This window comes from Burkholderia sp. KL41, from assembly GCF_057005415.2.
The window spans coordinates 1,410,648-1,424,264 of record NZ_CM174446.1 but is presented as its reverse complement, the minus strand read 5'-3'; the positions used below and the strand labels follow the sequence as shown (position 1 = coordinate 1,424,264).

At 70.2% G+C, this 13,617-nt stretch carries 17 protein-coding genes; 5 read left to right on the top strand and 12 right to left on the bottom strand.

Going from position 1 to position 13,617, the window contains the following annotated elements; all coding sequences use genetic code 11:
- Positions 1-76: 76 nt before the first annotated feature.
- A complete protein-coding gene (gloB, locus tag PQB87_RS06780) occupies positions 77-883 on the bottom strand; it encodes a hydroxyacylglutathione hydrolase (RefSeq protein ID WP_027787881.1) in 807 nt (268 codons plus the stop codon).
- Between the two features lie 18 nt (positions 884-901).
- Here gloB and PQB87_RS06775 point away from each other — a divergent pair, with 18 nt between their 5' ends.
- Genes PQB87_RS06775 through dnaQ form a run of 3 tightly spaced genes read left to right on the top strand, consistent with a single transcriptional unit; the run spans position 902 to position 2,926 of the window.
- On the top strand, positions 902-1,714 hold the full coding sequence (locus PQB87_RS06775; protein ID WP_027787882.1) for a class I SAM-dependent methyltransferase: 813 nt from the start codon (positions 902-904) through the stop codon (positions 1,712-1,714).
- Positions 1,711-2,154, top strand: a complete 444-nt coding sequence (gene rnhA, locus PQB87_RS06770) for a ribonuclease HI (RefSeq protein WP_021163370.1) — start codon at positions 1,711-1,713, stop codon at positions 2,152-2,154. The genes PQB87_RS06775 and rnhA overlap by 4 nt, the downstream gene beginning before the upstream one ends.
- A gap of 37 nt (positions 2,155-2,191) precedes the next feature.
- On the top strand, positions 2,192-2,926 hold the full coding sequence (dnaQ, locus tag PQB87_RS06765) for a DNA polymerase III subunit epsilon (protein WP_111939711.1): 735 nt from the start codon (positions 2,192-2,194) through the stop codon (positions 2,924-2,926).
- Positions 2,927-2,953: 27 nt separating this feature from the next.
- Here the strand turns inward: dnaQ and PQB87_RS06760 are convergent, their stop codons facing one another.
- Positions 2,954-3,286 carry a YnfA family protein gene (locus PQB87_RS06760; RefSeq protein ID WP_111939710.1) on the bottom strand — a complete coding sequence of 111 codons (333 nt, stop codon included), beginning with the start codon at positions 3,284-3,286 and terminating at the stop codon, positions 2,954-2,956.
- A 540-nt stretch (positions 3,287-3,826) separates the two neighbouring features.
- On the opposite strand from PQB87_RS06760, the gene proP reads away from it, so the two are divergent.
- On the top strand, positions 3,827-5,314 hold the full coding sequence (gene proP, locus PQB87_RS06755) for a glycine betaine/L-proline transporter ProP (RefSeq protein ID WP_027787885.1): 1,488 nt from the start codon (positions 3,827-3,829) through the stop codon (positions 5,312-5,314).
- Between the two features lie 108 nt (positions 5,315-5,422).
- Here the strand turns inward: proP and PQB87_RS06750 are convergent, their stop codons facing one another.
- Together PQB87_RS06750 and PQB87_RS06745 are read right to left on the bottom strand one after the other, a co-directional pair.
- Complete coding sequence (locus tag PQB87_RS06750) at positions 5,423-5,629, bottom strand: hypothetical protein (protein ID WP_081064585.1); 207 nt, start codon at positions 5,627-5,629, stop codon at positions 5,423-5,425.
- A 173-nt stretch (positions 5,630-5,802) separates the two neighbouring features.
- Positions 5,803-6,432, bottom strand: coding sequence for a glutathione S-transferase family protein (locus tag PQB87_RS06745; RefSeq protein ID WP_489242721.1), 630 nt, complete (start codon positions 6,430-6,432; stop codon positions 5,803-5,805).
- Positions 6,433-6,603: 171 nt separating this feature from the next.
- On the opposite strand from PQB87_RS06745, the gene PQB87_RS06740 reads away from it, so the two are divergent.
- On the top strand, positions 6,604-7,821 hold the full coding sequence (locus tag PQB87_RS06740) for a polyhydroxyalkanoate depolymerase (protein ID WP_489242720.1): 1,218 nt from the start codon (positions 6,604-6,606) through the stop codon (positions 7,819-7,821).
- A 7-nt stretch (positions 7,822-7,828) separates the two neighbouring features.
- On the opposite strand, the gene PQB87_RS06735 is transcribed toward PQB87_RS06740, so the two are convergent.
- The 8 genes from PQB87_RS06735 to mdcC form a co-directional block, all read right to left on the bottom strand.
- Positions 7,829-8,473: a phosphoribosyltransferase gene (locus tag PQB87_RS06735; protein WP_059681981.1), complete on the bottom strand. Its 645-nt coding sequence runs from the start codon at positions 8,471-8,473 to the stop codon at positions 7,829-7,831.
- A gap of 125 nt (positions 8,474-8,598) precedes the next feature.
- Complete coding sequence (locus PQB87_RS06730) at positions 8,599-9,120, bottom strand: phospholipase D-like domain-containing protein (protein WP_489242719.1); 522 nt, start codon at positions 9,118-9,120, stop codon at positions 8,599-8,601.
- Between the two features lie 105 nt (positions 9,121-9,225).
- Positions 9,226-10,158: a malonate decarboxylase subunit epsilon gene (gene mdcH / locus PQB87_RS06725; protein WP_175829478.1), complete on the bottom strand. Its 933-nt coding sequence runs from the start codon at positions 10,156-10,158 to the stop codon at positions 9,226-9,228.
- Positions 10,155-11,021 (bottom strand): triphosphoribosyl-dephospho-CoA synthase MdcB, encoded by an 867-nt coding sequence (mdcB, locus tag PQB87_RS06720; protein WP_489242718.1) that lies wholly within the window; start codon positions 11,019-11,021, stop codon positions 10,155-10,157. The genes mdcH and mdcB overlap by 4 nt, the downstream gene beginning before the upstream one ends.
- Positions 11,018-11,686 carry a malonate decarboxylase holo-[acyl-carrier-protein] synthase gene (gene mdcG, locus PQB87_RS06715; protein WP_111939779.1) on the bottom strand — a complete coding sequence of 223 codons (669 nt, stop codon included), beginning with the start codon at positions 11,684-11,686 and terminating at the stop codon, positions 11,018-11,020. Before mdcG ends, mdcB begins: the two co-directional genes overlap by 4 nt.
- The gene (mdcE, locus tag PQB87_RS06710; protein WP_059681974.1) at positions 11,673-12,380 is read right to left on the bottom strand and encodes a biotin-independent malonate decarboxylase subunit gamma; all 708 of its coding nucleotides are present in this window, start codon (positions 12,378-12,380) and stop codon (positions 11,673-11,675) included. Before mdcE ends, mdcG begins: the two co-directional genes overlap by 14 nt.
- Positions 12,367-13,302, bottom strand: a complete 936-nt coding sequence (locus tag PQB87_RS06705) for a biotin-independent malonate decarboxylase subunit beta (RefSeq protein ID WP_111939705.1) — start codon at positions 13,300-13,302, stop codon at positions 12,367-12,369. Before PQB87_RS06705 ends, mdcE begins: the two co-directional genes overlap by 14 nt.
- Positions 13,299-13,613 carry a malonate decarboxylase acyl carrier protein gene (mdcC, locus tag PQB87_RS06700; protein ID WP_021162697.1) on the bottom strand — a complete coding sequence of 105 codons (315 nt, stop codon included), beginning with the start codon at positions 13,611-13,613 and terminating at the stop codon, positions 13,299-13,301. The genes PQB87_RS06705 and mdcC overlap by 4 nt, the downstream gene beginning before the upstream one ends.
- Positions 13,614-13,617 lie beyond the last annotated feature (4 nt).

The following is a 13,617-nucleotide window of genomic DNA, read 5'->3' as shown; positions in this document are numbered from 1 at the left end:
CGAAAACTCAGCGAAATCCTACATTTGGAGCAATTTTTACAGACACCGCTTGAGCTTTGGAGTCCTCCGAAAATCGTCATCGGAACCGGTTTTTCCACTCGCGCATCAGCGTGAATGCCGTCAGACGATCCGGCACCGTTTCATGCAACTCGGCCTCGAGCGTGGCATGAATCGCCGCGCTGTCCGCCCGCATGAACGGGTTAACGGCACGCTCGTGAGCAATCGTAGTGGGCAGCGTCGGCACGCCGCGCGCGCGCAGCGCCTGCGCTTCGTCGCGCCACGCAGCGAGCGCCGCATTGCCGGGCTCGCATGCGAGCGCGAAGCGAATATTGGACAGCGTGTATTCGTGGGCACAATGCACGCGCGTGTCGCCCGGCAGCGCGGCGAGCGCGTCGAGCGACGCGAGCATCTGCGCGGGCGTGCCCTCGAACAGGCGGCCGCAGCCGCACGAGAACAGCGTGTCGCCGCAGAACACGTGCGGCGCCGCGTTGCGCGGCCCGGCCGCCTGGAAATAGGCGATGTGGCCGCGCGTGTGACCGGGCACGTCGAGCACGTCGAATGCGACGGACGGTGCGTCGAGCGTCACGCGATCGCCGCCCGCCAGCGGCCGCGTGACCACGCCGATCGCCTCGGCCGCGGGGCCGTAAACCGCGAGCGGAGCATCGTCCGGTTGGCTATCGCGCAGTGCCGCGACACCGCCGACGTGGTCGGCATGATGGTGCGTGAGTAAAATAGCGGTCAACCGCCAGCCTCGTTCGGCAAGAACCCGGCGCACCGGCGCGGCTTCACCCGGATCGACGGCGATCGCATCGCGGCCGTCCGAGACGAGCCAGATATAGTTGTCATCGAATGCCGGAACCGGCACGTATTCCAGCTCGTTCATGGGCGCGCAATCATCGTTATGTCTGACCGTCAAATTATAGACTGGCCCGCCTGGACCGACTCGCCTCCCGGCCGCTACGTGCTGGGCTGGGAGCAGGCGCAGCTCGACCGGATCGTGTCCGACGTCTTCGGCTTCCACGCGCTGCAGCTCGGCCTGCCGCAGCTCGACGCGCTGCGCGAGAACCGCATGCCGTATCGCGGCCTCGTGCTCGACCCGGCGAGCGGCGCGAGCGCGCCCTATCAGTATCCGTGGGCCCGCGAAGCCCATTCACCCGAGCATGCGCCCGCTGATCGCAGCACGACCTGGTGCGACCTGCTCGACCTGCCGTTCGAGTCGCAGAGCGTCGACCTGATCGTGATGCCGCACACGCTCGAATTCACGTCCGATCCGCACCGCCTGCTGCGCGAGGCCGAGCGCGTGCTGATGCCGGAAGGCCAGCTCGTGATCACCGGCTTCAATTCGCTCAGCCTGTGGGGCATGCGGCAATCGTTCGGGCGCATGGCGAACCGTCCGTTCGTGCCGGCCACGCGCGACCAGATCGCGTTCATCCGGCTCAAGGACTGGATCAAGCTGCTAGGCTTCGACCTCGAACGCGGCCGCTTCGGCTGCTACCGGCCGCCGCTCGTCACCGACAAGTGGCTGGCCCGCTACGGCTTCATGGAAGCCGCCGGCGACCGCTGGTGGCCGATCTTCGGCGCCGTCTACATGGTGACGGCCGTCAAGCGCGTGCGCGGCATGCGCCTCGTCGGCCAGATCCGGATGAAGAAACCCGTGCTCGCACCGGGCCTGACGCCGGCGGCCTCCCCGACCACCCATCAAGAACATTCATGACAATCGATACGATCGACATCTATACCGACGGCGCCTGCAAGGGCAACCCCGGCCCCGGCGGCTGGGGCGCATTGATGCGCTACGGCGACAAGGAAAAGGAGCTGTTCGGCGGCGAGCCGAACACGACCAACAACCGCATGGAGCTGATGGGCGTGATCGCCGCGCTCGAAGCGCTGAAGCGGCCGTGCCAGGTGATCGTGCACACCGACTCGCAATACGTGCAGAAAGGCATCAGCGAGTGGATCCACGGCTGGAAGAAGAAAGGCTGGGTCACCGCGGCGAAGACGCCCGTGAAGAACGCCGACCTGTGGAAGCGGCTCGACGCGCTCGTCGCGCAGCACGAGGTCGAGTGGCGCTGGGTCAAGGGCCACGCGGGCCATCCCGAAAACGAGCGCGCGGATGCGCTCGCGAATCGCGGCGTCGAATCGCTCACGGCCTGAACGCGGGCCGCCCCCTGTTTCCTACGTTTTCCCCGACATGCGCCAGATCATTCTCGATACCGAAACCACCGGCCTGAACGCCCGCACGGGCGACCGCCTCATCGAAATCGGCTGCGTCGAGCTGCTGAACCGGCGGCTCACCGGCAACAACCTGCACTTCTACGTGAACCCCGAGCGCGACAGCGATCCGGGCGCGCTGGCGGTGCACGGCCTCACGACCGAATTCCTCAGCGACAAGCCGAAATTCGCGGAAGTCGCCGACCAGATCCGCGACTTCGTGAAGGACGCCGAGCTGATCATCCACAATGCGCCGTTCGACCTTGGCTTTCTCGACGCGGAATTCGCGCGGCTCGGCCTGCCGCCGTTCACCGAACATTGCGGCGGCGTGATCGACACGCTCGTGCAGGCCAAGCAGATGTTCCCCGGCAAGCGCAACTCGCTCGACGCGCTGTGCGACCGCTTCGGCATCAGCAACGCGCACCGTACGCTGCACGGCGCACTGCTCGACTCGGAACTGCTCGCCGAGGTCTATCTCGCGATGACGCGCGGCCAGGACAGCCTCGTGATCGACATGCTCGACGACGCGGGTGCCGACGGCGGCACGGCAAACGGCCAGCGCGTGTCGCTCGCCGCGCTCGACCTGGCCGTGGTGGCCGCGAGCGACGACGAGCTCGCCGCGCACCAGGCGCAGCTCGACGAGCTCGACAAGTCGATCAAGGGCACCTGCGTATGGCGCCAGTCCGCCGACGCGAGCGCCGCCGAAACGGCCTGAAACACGCGGCGCACGCCGCGGCCGCGCTCACGCGCGCGGCTGCAGCGCGATGACCACCATTCCGCCGAGCGCGAGCGCCGCGCCGGCCACGTCCCAGCGGGTCAGCGCGACGCCGTCGACCACCCGCAGCCAGGCCAGCGCCACCGCGATGTACACGCCGCCGTACGCCGCATAGGTGCGCCCCGCCGCACTCGGGTGCAGCGTCAGCAGCCACGCGAACAACGCGAGCGACAGCGCGGCCGGCAGCAGCAGCCACACCGGCCGCCCCTCCTTCAGCACGAGCCACGGCAGGTAACAGCCGACGATTTCGGCCAGCGCGGTGGCGGCGAACAGCGCCGCGATCCTCATCAGTTCGGTCATCCGGTTCCTCGTGAATTCGCCCCCGTCACCGCGAGGCGGCACGGCCCCGCCGCGCGCCGCCGATCATACCCGAGCCGCCCCCGCCGAACGCCCCGCCAGACGGGCGTTTCCCGGCAATTTGCACGATCATCCGTCATCGTGCTATCATGTCGCCTGTTTCAACATTCAATCTCTGTCTATTCGATTTCGAGAGAAGTCCGTCCGCGCGTTGCGGGCCGGCCCTTCGACCGAAATTGCACCCACAGGAAAGCCCGCCCGACAGGCCCGCTTTTCTCGTTTCGTTGCCCCTCCGGGGCGCTTGCCGGAACGCCGGACATCGTCCGCACCGGCATCTGCCGCTTGCATCACGCGGCCCATTCTTCATGAGCGCACTGTCGCGACGGCCCATCGGGCCCGCGTCGAAGCAGCCCCTTACGGCCCTTTACCGCCGCTTGTGCAGTAAGTGCTTAATGGCCTGCCCCGACGCGCCGCACACGACACCGCGCTCGCCGGCAAACCGTGTCGGACGGCCCGCCCGTTCCGGCGCAGTCAAAGGAGTGCATGACCTTGACCGCAACACACGTCAGCCCGACCGCTGCCTCTTCCTCCGCTTCGTCGTCCGGCGAAGCCCCGCTCGTCGCGGACGACATCACCGTCGTCGACCAGAGCCTGCTCAAGCGCGCCGTCAGCGCGATGGCCATCGGCAATGCGATGGAATGGTTCGACTTCGGCGTCTACAGCTACATCGCCGTCACGCTCGGCAAGGTGTTCTTCCCGTCCAGCAGCCCGTCCGCGCAGCTGCTCGCCACCTTCGGCACGTTCGCGGCCGCCTTCCTCGTGCGCCCGCTCGGCGGCATGGTGTTCGGCCCGCTCGGCGACCGCATCGGCCGCCAGCGCGTGCTCGCCGCCACGATGATCATGATGGCCGTCGGCACCTTCGCGATCGGCCTCATTCCGAGCTACGCGTCGATCGGCATCATGGCCCCCGTGCTGCTGCTCGTCGCCCGCCTCGTGCAGGGTTTCTCGACCGGCGGCGAATACGGCGGCGCGGCCACCTTCATCGCCGAGTTCTCGACCGACAAGCGCCGCGGCTTCATGGGCAGCTTCCTCGAATTCGGCACGCTGATCGGCTATGTGATGGGTGCCGGTGTCGTCGCGCTGCTCACCGCGTCGCTGTCGCAGGAGGCGCTGCTGTCGTGGGGCTGGCGTGTGCCGTTCCTGATCGCCGGCCCGCTCGGCCTGATCGGCCTGTACATCCGGATGAAGCTCGAGGAAACGCCGGCGTTCAAGCGCCAGGCCGAGGAGCGCGAAGCGCAGGACAAGGCCGTGCCGAAGGCGCGCTTCCGCGAAACGCTGATGCGCAACTGGCGTGCACTGCTGCTGTGCGTCGGCCTCGTGCTGATCTTCAACGTGACCGACTACATGGTGCTGTCGTACCTGCCGAGCTTCATGTCGTCGACGCTGCATTTCGACGAATCGCACAGCCTCGTGCTCGTGCTGATCGTGATGGTGCTGATGATGCCGCTGACGCTCGCCGCCGGCCGCCTGTCGGACCGGATCGGCCGCAAGCCCGTGATGCTCGCCGGCTGCGTCGGCCTGCTCGCGCTGTCGATCCCGTCGATGATGCTGATCCATGCCGGCACCACGGCATCGGTGTTCGGCGGCTTGCTGATCCTCGGCGTGCTGCTGTCGTGCTTTACCGGCGTGATGCCGTCGGCGCTGCCGGCACTGTTCCCGACCGAGATCCGCTACGGCGCGCTCGCAATCGGCTTCAACGTGTCGGTGTCGCTGTTCGGCGGCACGACGCCGCTGGTCACCGCGTGGCTCGTCGACGTCACGCACAACCTGATGATGCCCGCGTACTACATGATGGGCGCCGCCGTGATCGGCATCGTGTCGGTCGTCGCGCTCGCCGAAACCGCACGCCAGCCGCTCAAGGGCTCGCCGCCGGCCGTCGCGACGCGCCGCGAAGCGCACCAGCTCGTGCGCCAGATGCGCGAGGACGACGATTCGGGCATGTACCCTGCCGTGTCGACCGCACGCGCCTGAGCGTCGCCCATGAAAAACCCCGGCCGAAGCCGGGGCCCGATCGAATCCGATCCGCCCGACCGGCTTGCGCCGGCCGGGCTTTTTTTCATCCCCTCGCCGCGTACGCGTTCATGCGTGCGCTTCGCAGTGGCGGCAGAACAGCAGTGCGCGCGATCGCGACACGGCCGCCTGTGCACCGCGCGTCGCGACGATCAGCCCGACCTGACCGAGATTGAAATCGCGCTCGACCATCAACTGCGTCAGCGCGGCAAGCGGCAACACGACGGACGGGTGGTACAGGCTCGATTCGATCAGGGTTCGCATCATCAGCTCCATCAGGCAAGGCGTCATTCGATGGAGTGGATTCTAGGGATCGGCGCCCGCCGGATAAACCGCACGAATGCGAAGTCACTTGTCAGCCGCGGAGAACAATCGGCCGACGCTTGCCTGGCAAGGCCCGGCGGCCATCCGGCAGCGGCCCGCCGCAGCCGGATGGCCCGCCGGCGAGCCTACGCGAGCGGCGTTTCGACGAAGGCCGGCAGCGCTTCCGCCCGCGCGGAATGCGCGGCGAGCGCCGGATAACGGGCCGGATCGATCCGCGCGAGCACCGGGTAGTCGGCCGCCATGAACTGCGTGAAGCGCCATGCAACCGCCACCGTCACGTCGGACTGCAGCAGGCGCGCGCCGCCGAACCAGCCGTTCGCGGCGGCGACGAGCGGGTCCAGTGCACCGTATGCGCCCTCGATCTGGCTCAGCACGCGCTCGAGCCACGGCGCGTGCTGCTTGTCGGCCGGACGCAGCGCCTGCTCGTAGACGACCTGCACGCTCTTCTCGGCGGCCGCCAGCGCAAAACCGACCGGCACGAGCGTGCTCAGGCGCGCGGCCGCATCCTCGGGCAGCAGCCGCCGCGCGGGCGCGACCCGATGGTCGAGATAATCGATGATCAGCGACGAATCCATCAGCGTCGCACCATCGTCGGTCACGAGCGTCGGTGCCTTGACGACCGGATTGATCGCCCTGAACTGCTCGATATGACGGAACACCGAGATCGACTCGTGTTCGAACGGGAGGTCGAGCAGCTTCGCCGAAATGGCGACACGGCGCACGAACGGGGAATCCAGCATGCCGATCAGCTTCATCGCAAACGCTCCGCTTGAGGGAATGGGATCGACGACTGTAGCAGCGCCGCAGGGCTTCGCCTAGCGCGCCCGTGCGCTTGATGCGCATCAGCCCGCCGCACGCGGGGCTCACGTTGTCCGGCCACAGTGACCATAATGCAAGTTCACGCCCCTTCGGCCCCAAGGTTCGCCATGTGGTACGCCCTCGTCGAGCAGCAGCGGGAATGGATGCGCGCCTGGCGCGCGGCGACGCGGCATGCGTTCGACGCGTGGCCCGCGGCCACGCTGCCGCACGCCGCATCGTCGTGCTACGACGACCTGTTCGAGCCGCTGCTCGGGCCGCCGGGCGAGCCCCCGCACTTCGACATCGGGTGGCCGGCCGTCGGTGAGCGCATCGTCGCGCGCACGCCGTTCTGCGACCTGCGGCGCTTCACGCGCGTCGATGCGCGGCGCACGGTACTGCTGTGTGCGCCGCTCGCCGGGCATGCGGCCGTGATGATGCGGGAAACCGTCGAGACGCTACTCGCGGACGGCGACGTCTGCGTGACCGACTGGCGCAATGCGCGCGACGTGCCGCTCGCGGCGGGCCGCTTCGGGCTCGACGAATATGTCGCGACGCTCGACGGCTTCGTCGACGGGCTCATGCACGACGACCGGCCGCTGCATGTCGTTGCCGTGTGCCAGGCAACCGTGCCGGTGCTCGGCGCGCTCGCACTGCGCGCCGCTCGCGGTCTCGCACCGCCCGCGAGCGTCACGCTGATCGGCGGCCCGCTCGACGCGCGCCGGAATCCGAGTGCGCTCGGCACCGCCGCCGCGGCCCATTCGCTGGGCTGGTGCCGCCGCCACCTGATCGACATCGTGCCGCCGGGTTTCGCGGGGCATGGCCGCCACGTGTTTCCCACCTATCTGCAGCAGGGCGAGATCGCGCTCGTGTACCCGCAGCGCTTCCTGTCGCTGATCGAAGCGTACGCGCTGGCCGCGTCGCGCTTCGACATGACCGGGCTCGCCGGCGCACGGCGTGCGCTGCTCGAATACACGGCGCTGCTCGACATGCCCGCCGAGTATTTCCTCGACACGATCGACATCGTGTTCCAGCGCATGAGCCTCGCGGTCGGTACCTGGGACGTGGGTGGGCGGCGCGTCGAGCCGGCCGCGCTGCGCGGCGTCGCGCTGCTGACCGTCGAAGGCGCATGCGACGCGGTCACGGGCGCCGGCCAGACGCATGCGGCGCTCGACATGTGCAGCGGCCTCGCCGACGACGAGCGCTACCGCGTCGACATCGGCGATTGCGATCACTACGGGCTGTTTACCGGGGTGCGCTGGCGCGGGGAGGTCCATCCGATGCTGCAGCGCCTGCTCGCGTGGGCCGAAACCCGCCGCCCCCGCCCGCGCCGCATCAGGCGCACCTGATGCCGCGTCAGGGCCGGGCCGCGTCGAGCAACGCGCGTACCTCGTCGTCGCTGGTCTGCTCGAAGCGCGCGTAGAACTGGCTGATCCCGAAGAACGGCAGCGGCTGCCACACCGTGACGAACGCATCGGCCAGATCGTCGAACGCGTGCCGCGCGCCCGCCGGCGCGACCGGCGCAGCCGCGACGATGCGCGCCGGGTGACGCTCCCGCAACGTCTGCAGCGCGACGCGCATCGACGCGCCGGTCGCGACACCGTCGTCGACGACGATCGCAATGCGCCCCTCGACCGGCAGCGGCGGCGCGGCACCGCGATACAGCGCCTCGCGGCGATGCAGTTCGACCGTCTCGCGCGCGATCACATCGGCGAGCTGCGCGTCGGACACACTCATCGAGCGGAGCACCGAACGCTGCAGATGAATCGCACCGCCCGTCGCGATCGCGCCCATCGCGAGCTCGGGATCGGACGGCACGCCGAGCTTGCGTACGACCAGCACGTCGAGCGGCGCGTGCAGCGCGCAGGCGACCGGATACGCGACGGGCACGCCGCCGCGCGGCAAGGCGAGCACGACGACATTGCCGCGGCCCGCATAATCGCGCAACGCGTCGGCCAGCTGGCAGCCGGCATCGGTGCGATCGGCAAAACACTCGAACACGTTCGGCTCCCTGCCGTTGCGCCGGATGCGCGAAACCCACGCCGGCGCCTGTCAACGAGCATGGTTCATCGGCAGCGCCGATGCAAGCAGGGTCACACCGACACGCGGTGCACCGAAGGAAAGGGTCAGAGGCCGCCGGCCTGCCGGTACAGCCGCCAGAACGACTGAGCATAGGATTGCGCGAGCTCGGGCGCGCGCTGGAACACGTTCACCGTTTCCGCGTGCGCAGCCGCCCCTTCGGACAGCGTCGTCAGCGCGACGCTGTCGTCGACGATCACGAAGCGCGGCGCGGGATCGCCATGCCGCGACTCGATCGCCACGTCGATACCCGACGATTTCAGATAGCCCGCACCGCTGTACCGGCCCGCGTGCGGCGACCGCACGAGCACGACACGCACCTCGATCCCGCGCGAGCGGGCCGCGCGCAGCGCGCTCGCGACCGCCGGCGGCACGTGCGTATAGCCGGCCAGCAACACGCGACGCTGCGCCTGCTCGATCAGGTCGACGGTCGCGTCGGCCGCCGCATTGTCATACGAAAAGTATGTGCCGACCGATGCGGCGTCGGACGGAATCTGGCTGGCGTGGGTGCTCGCCGCGCAGCAGAGCGCGGCGAGAAGGAAGGCGGCTGGTCTCATGGCGGGCGCCATTTTAGCGACGCCAATTCGTGTGGCAAGCGCCGGCTGCAAGGCTGCTGCGCCGGCGCAACACACAGCGCGAAAGGCGACTCCGGCGAGGGTCTTCCGGGCCGTCGATCAGCCCGCCGCGACACGCGCGAGCCAGCTCGCGACGCCGTCGACGGAACGGAAATCCGCGAGGCTGCGCGCCGGCAGCGCGGGATATGCGCTGCCGGCCATCTCGGCCAGCGCGCGGCCGGGGCCGAGCTCGAGGAACGCGGTCGCACCGGCCTCCACGCACGCGGCAAGACAGGCCGCCCACTCGACCGGCTCCGCGATCTGCCGGGCCAGCTTGTCGAGTCCCGCGTCGACGTCGAGCACCGACGCGCCGTCGATACCCGAAAAGAGCCGCGTGCCGGGCAACGGCCGCCGCACGTGAGCCGCGGCGAGCGACGCACGAAACACCGGCACGGCCGCGGCGAGCCGGCGCGTGTGCGACGCGATCCGCACGCAGACGGGCGCGACGCGCAGCGCACCGTCGCGCGACGCGTCGTCGGCCACCGCATCGACATCGGGCTGGCGCCCCGCGACCACGAACGCGTCGCCCGGGTTCGCGATCGCGATCGCCGCGTCGCGGCCGTCGCACAATCGCGCAAGCCGGGCGCGCGTCAGGCCGCGCACGAACACCATCCGCTCGTCGCCGCCGCTCGCGGCATCCATTGCACGCGCACGCGCATCGGCCAGGTCGAGCGCGGTGTCCGGCTCGATCATCCCCGCGACGCTCCACGACGCGACTTCGCCGACGCTGTAGCCGGCGACGCAGCGCCGGCGCGGCCACACCGCGTCGAGCAGCGCGGCCGCCGCGAGCGCCTGGACCGTGCAGAGGATCTGCGCGGCACGGTTTTCACGCAGCGCGTCCGGCCCGGCCTGCCGCACCCACGCGCGCGGATCGTCGCCGAGCAGCCGGCCGGCGTGTGCGAACAGCGCATCGGCCTGCGGTGCAGTGCCGGTCAGGTCGAACATGTCGGCGCGCTGCGCGCCCTGTCCCGAGCAGAGGATGGCCAGCGTCATCGCTCGCCTCCGTCGGCTTCGAGCGCATCGACGAAGACGCTCATCGCGAGCAGGTCGGCCGCGCCGCCCGGGCTCAGCCGGCGCGCGACGAACGCACGATGCGCGGCGGCCGCGCGTCGCCGCCAGTCGCGCGCCCGCACGCCGCCGCGTGCGACGAACGCGCGTGCGGTTGCTTGCGCGAATTCGAGGCCGTCCTGCCCGCCCCGGTGCAGCAGGTTCGTATCGTCGAGCGCGGCGATCAGCGCGAAGCACGCGTCGACGCGCGCCGCTTCCGGGTCGCCGGGCAGGTCGCGCCGCGCGCGGCGCAGCGCGGGCAACCCGACCGCATAGACGGTCGTGAAACCGTCGGCCGCCTCGCGGCGCGCGCCGCCGACGCCGTAGCGGCGGCTCGCGCGTTCGCCGTGGCTGTCAGGCAGGCGCGGGCCGCCGAGGATGTCGGCGCCCCAGCGGCGGGAGACGAACGCGCCGAGCGTCGTCCCGCCCGGCACGGCGCCCGGCATCGCACGCCGGCCCGCCGCCGCACACAGCAGCCCGAGCCCGAAGATCGCGCCGCGATGCGTGTTGACGCCGCCGGTCGCGGCGAGCATCGCGTGCTCGGCGCGCAGGCCGATCTTGCGCAGCACGGCCATGTCCGCATCGCGCGCGCCTGCGTCGGCCAGTTCCGCGAAGTAAGGCCGCAGCACGGCGGCGCTGCGTGCGAAGGTCGCGGCATCCATGTCGGCATGACTGCCGGTGTCGACGTGACTGACGAGCCCCGGCTTCGGATAGGTCTCGATCTCGAGCACGAGGCTGCGCTCGGCCAGTTCGGCGATGCGCCCGGCTTCGGACGGCGCCGGTATGCGGCAGGCGGCCCATACCCTCATCGTGCGCCCCCGGTGAAGGCGTCGACCGGCATCAGTTCGACGGCGATCGCCGTCTTGACCGCGACTTCAGGCTGCCGCGCATGCAGTTCGCGCCAGTTGACGCCCGCGCCGTCGTTGCGCAGCAGTTCGCCGTCGATGCGCATGGGCGCGCGCCCGTCGATCGCCGCAAGGCCGTCGAGCAGCGGCGCGACCGATGCCGCTTCCGGTAGCGGGAACACGATGTCGAGGTCGGACGACTCGCCCAGGTACGGCTCGCCCGTCAGCGCCTGCCATGCGAGGCTGCCGAACACGCGGCCCTGCACGCCGCACCGCGCGCCGAGTGCATCGAGCTCGCGCAACGGTGCACGCCACGCGTCGGGCGCGGCCGCGAGCACGTCGGACAACGTGGGCAGCGGGCTGACCGTCGCGAGCGCATCGGCCGCTGCGTTCAGCGCGATGCGCCGCTTGCCCGCGGACGGCGGCAGCGGCAGGCCGAGCGGCACGCGGCCGGCATCGGCCTCGTCGGGCGACGCGCGGCGCACGATCAGCGGCCGGCCGCGCGCGGCCCACGCTTGCACGAGCGGATCGGCGGCGAGCGCGGGATCGCGCGCGAATGCCGCGCCCCACCCCGCCGCCGTCAACGTGACGAGCGTGTGGCGGCGCAGCGGCATCTCAGCGCGCGGCACGCGCGAGCGCCTCGACGCGCCGCGCGACATCGGCAGCCACCGGCCGGCCGCGCGCAGCGCGCCGGTCGACGCGTTCGGCCGGCTTGCCGAGCCATTCGCCGACCTGCGCGTCGAGCGCGCGGGCCGGATCGAGCACGGCGTCGACGGCGCCCATCTTCACGAGATTGTCGAGCCCCGGCGCGAACACCGGTGTCGAGCGCGCCATCTCCTTCAGCACGTCGATCGGCAGCTTGGTCACGCGTGACATCGACGGCAGGTCCATCACTTCCGGTTCGGCGCCCGGCACCGCAAGCAGCGTGCGCGTCGCGAGCGCGGTCGCGATGAACGCGCCGGCGGCCGTGTGGCCGTACAGCACGCCGATCGTCCTGTGCCCGGCGAGATCCGCGTGCATCAGGCACTTCGCGAGATGCGACAGCCCCTCGTTCAGGCCGAGCAGTTCGTCGCGCTTGCTCATCCGCTGGCTGTCGCTGTCGACGAGCACGAGGATCGGCGTGTCGCCGCCGCGCGCGATCGTGTCGAGCACGCGCGCCGCGAGCGTCAGCGCCTCGTCGATGCCGAACGGCAAGCGGTCGGCGACGCCGATCACGTCGACGCGCGTACCGGCCAGTTCCGCATGCCCCGTCAACAGGCCGCCGGTGCGGGCGATCGAATGGCCCTGGGGAAACAAGGCATTCAGCACTTCATCGAGCGTCATGCGTGCTCTCCTGCAATTGATCCGCGAGCGACACGAACGTGTCGTCCGGCATGCCCGGAATCGCATCCGGATTGTCGGCCCCGAGCGCGCGCCAGACGTCGAGCGCATCGTTGCATGCGCCGAACCGTTCGACACGCGCCTCGAGACGCGCCTGCTCGGCACGCAGCATCGTTGCATCGAATGCCGGTGCACGCCCGATCAGCTCGAGCGCCGCCGCGCGGAATGCGTCCGGCGTATCGGCCACGTAGCGATCCGCGCCGCCGATCAGCCGCCGGTGCTTGCCGCCCATCGTGCGCCAGATCAGCGCGCGGTCCTTCGAATCGAACTCCTCGACGCCGCGATTGGTTTCGATCACCTCGGGGCCCGACACGCTGATACGGCCCTGCTCCGACACCGCGAGCGCCGAGCAGCATGCGGCGAGCAATCCGCCGCCGCCGTAGCAGCCCGCGCGCCCGCCGATCAGCCCGATCACCGGCACGCCGGCCGCACGCGCTTCGACGAGCGCGCGCATGATCTCGGCAATCGCGAGTTCGCCCGCGTTCGCCTCCTGCAGCCGCACGCCCCCCGTATCGAACAGGATCAGCACCGGCTTGCCGACTTCGCGCGCGGCGCGCAGCAGCCCGGTGAGCTTCGCGCCGTGCACTTCGCCGAACGCCCCGCCCATGAAGCGGCCTTCCTGCGCGGCGACGAACACCGGCTGCCCGTCGAGCCGGCCGTGGCCGACCACCATCCCGTCGTCGAACTGCTGCGGCAGGTCGAACAGCGGCAAGTGCGGGCTCGTCACGCGTTCGGCCGGCCCGAGGAATTCGTCGAAGCTGCCCGCGTCGAGCAGCCCGTCGACGCGCTGCCGCGCCGACGCTTCGTACCAGCTCGCCCCATTCGCGACGAACGCGGGCGTGTCGTGGATCGCATCGTTCATCATGCGTCCCCCTCGATCGCGCGCACGGCCTGCGCGAGCCGCAGCGACACCATGTCGGGCCGCGCGCCGCCGTCGTTGATCGACAGCTTCAGGCCGCCCGGCGTGCGCCGCTCGACGAAATCCGTGACGACGGCCTGCCACACCGCACCGAAACCGACCGCCGCGGTGCGGATGTCGATCTCGCATTCGTTGCCCGGCAGCACGCGCTCGACGAGCACCTCGAGATTGCCGGATGCCACCACGCCGACGAGCGCCGCGGCCAGCTCGCCCTTCGCGCGCTCGCGCGCGGTGAAGCGATAGTTCAACTGTTCCATGCCC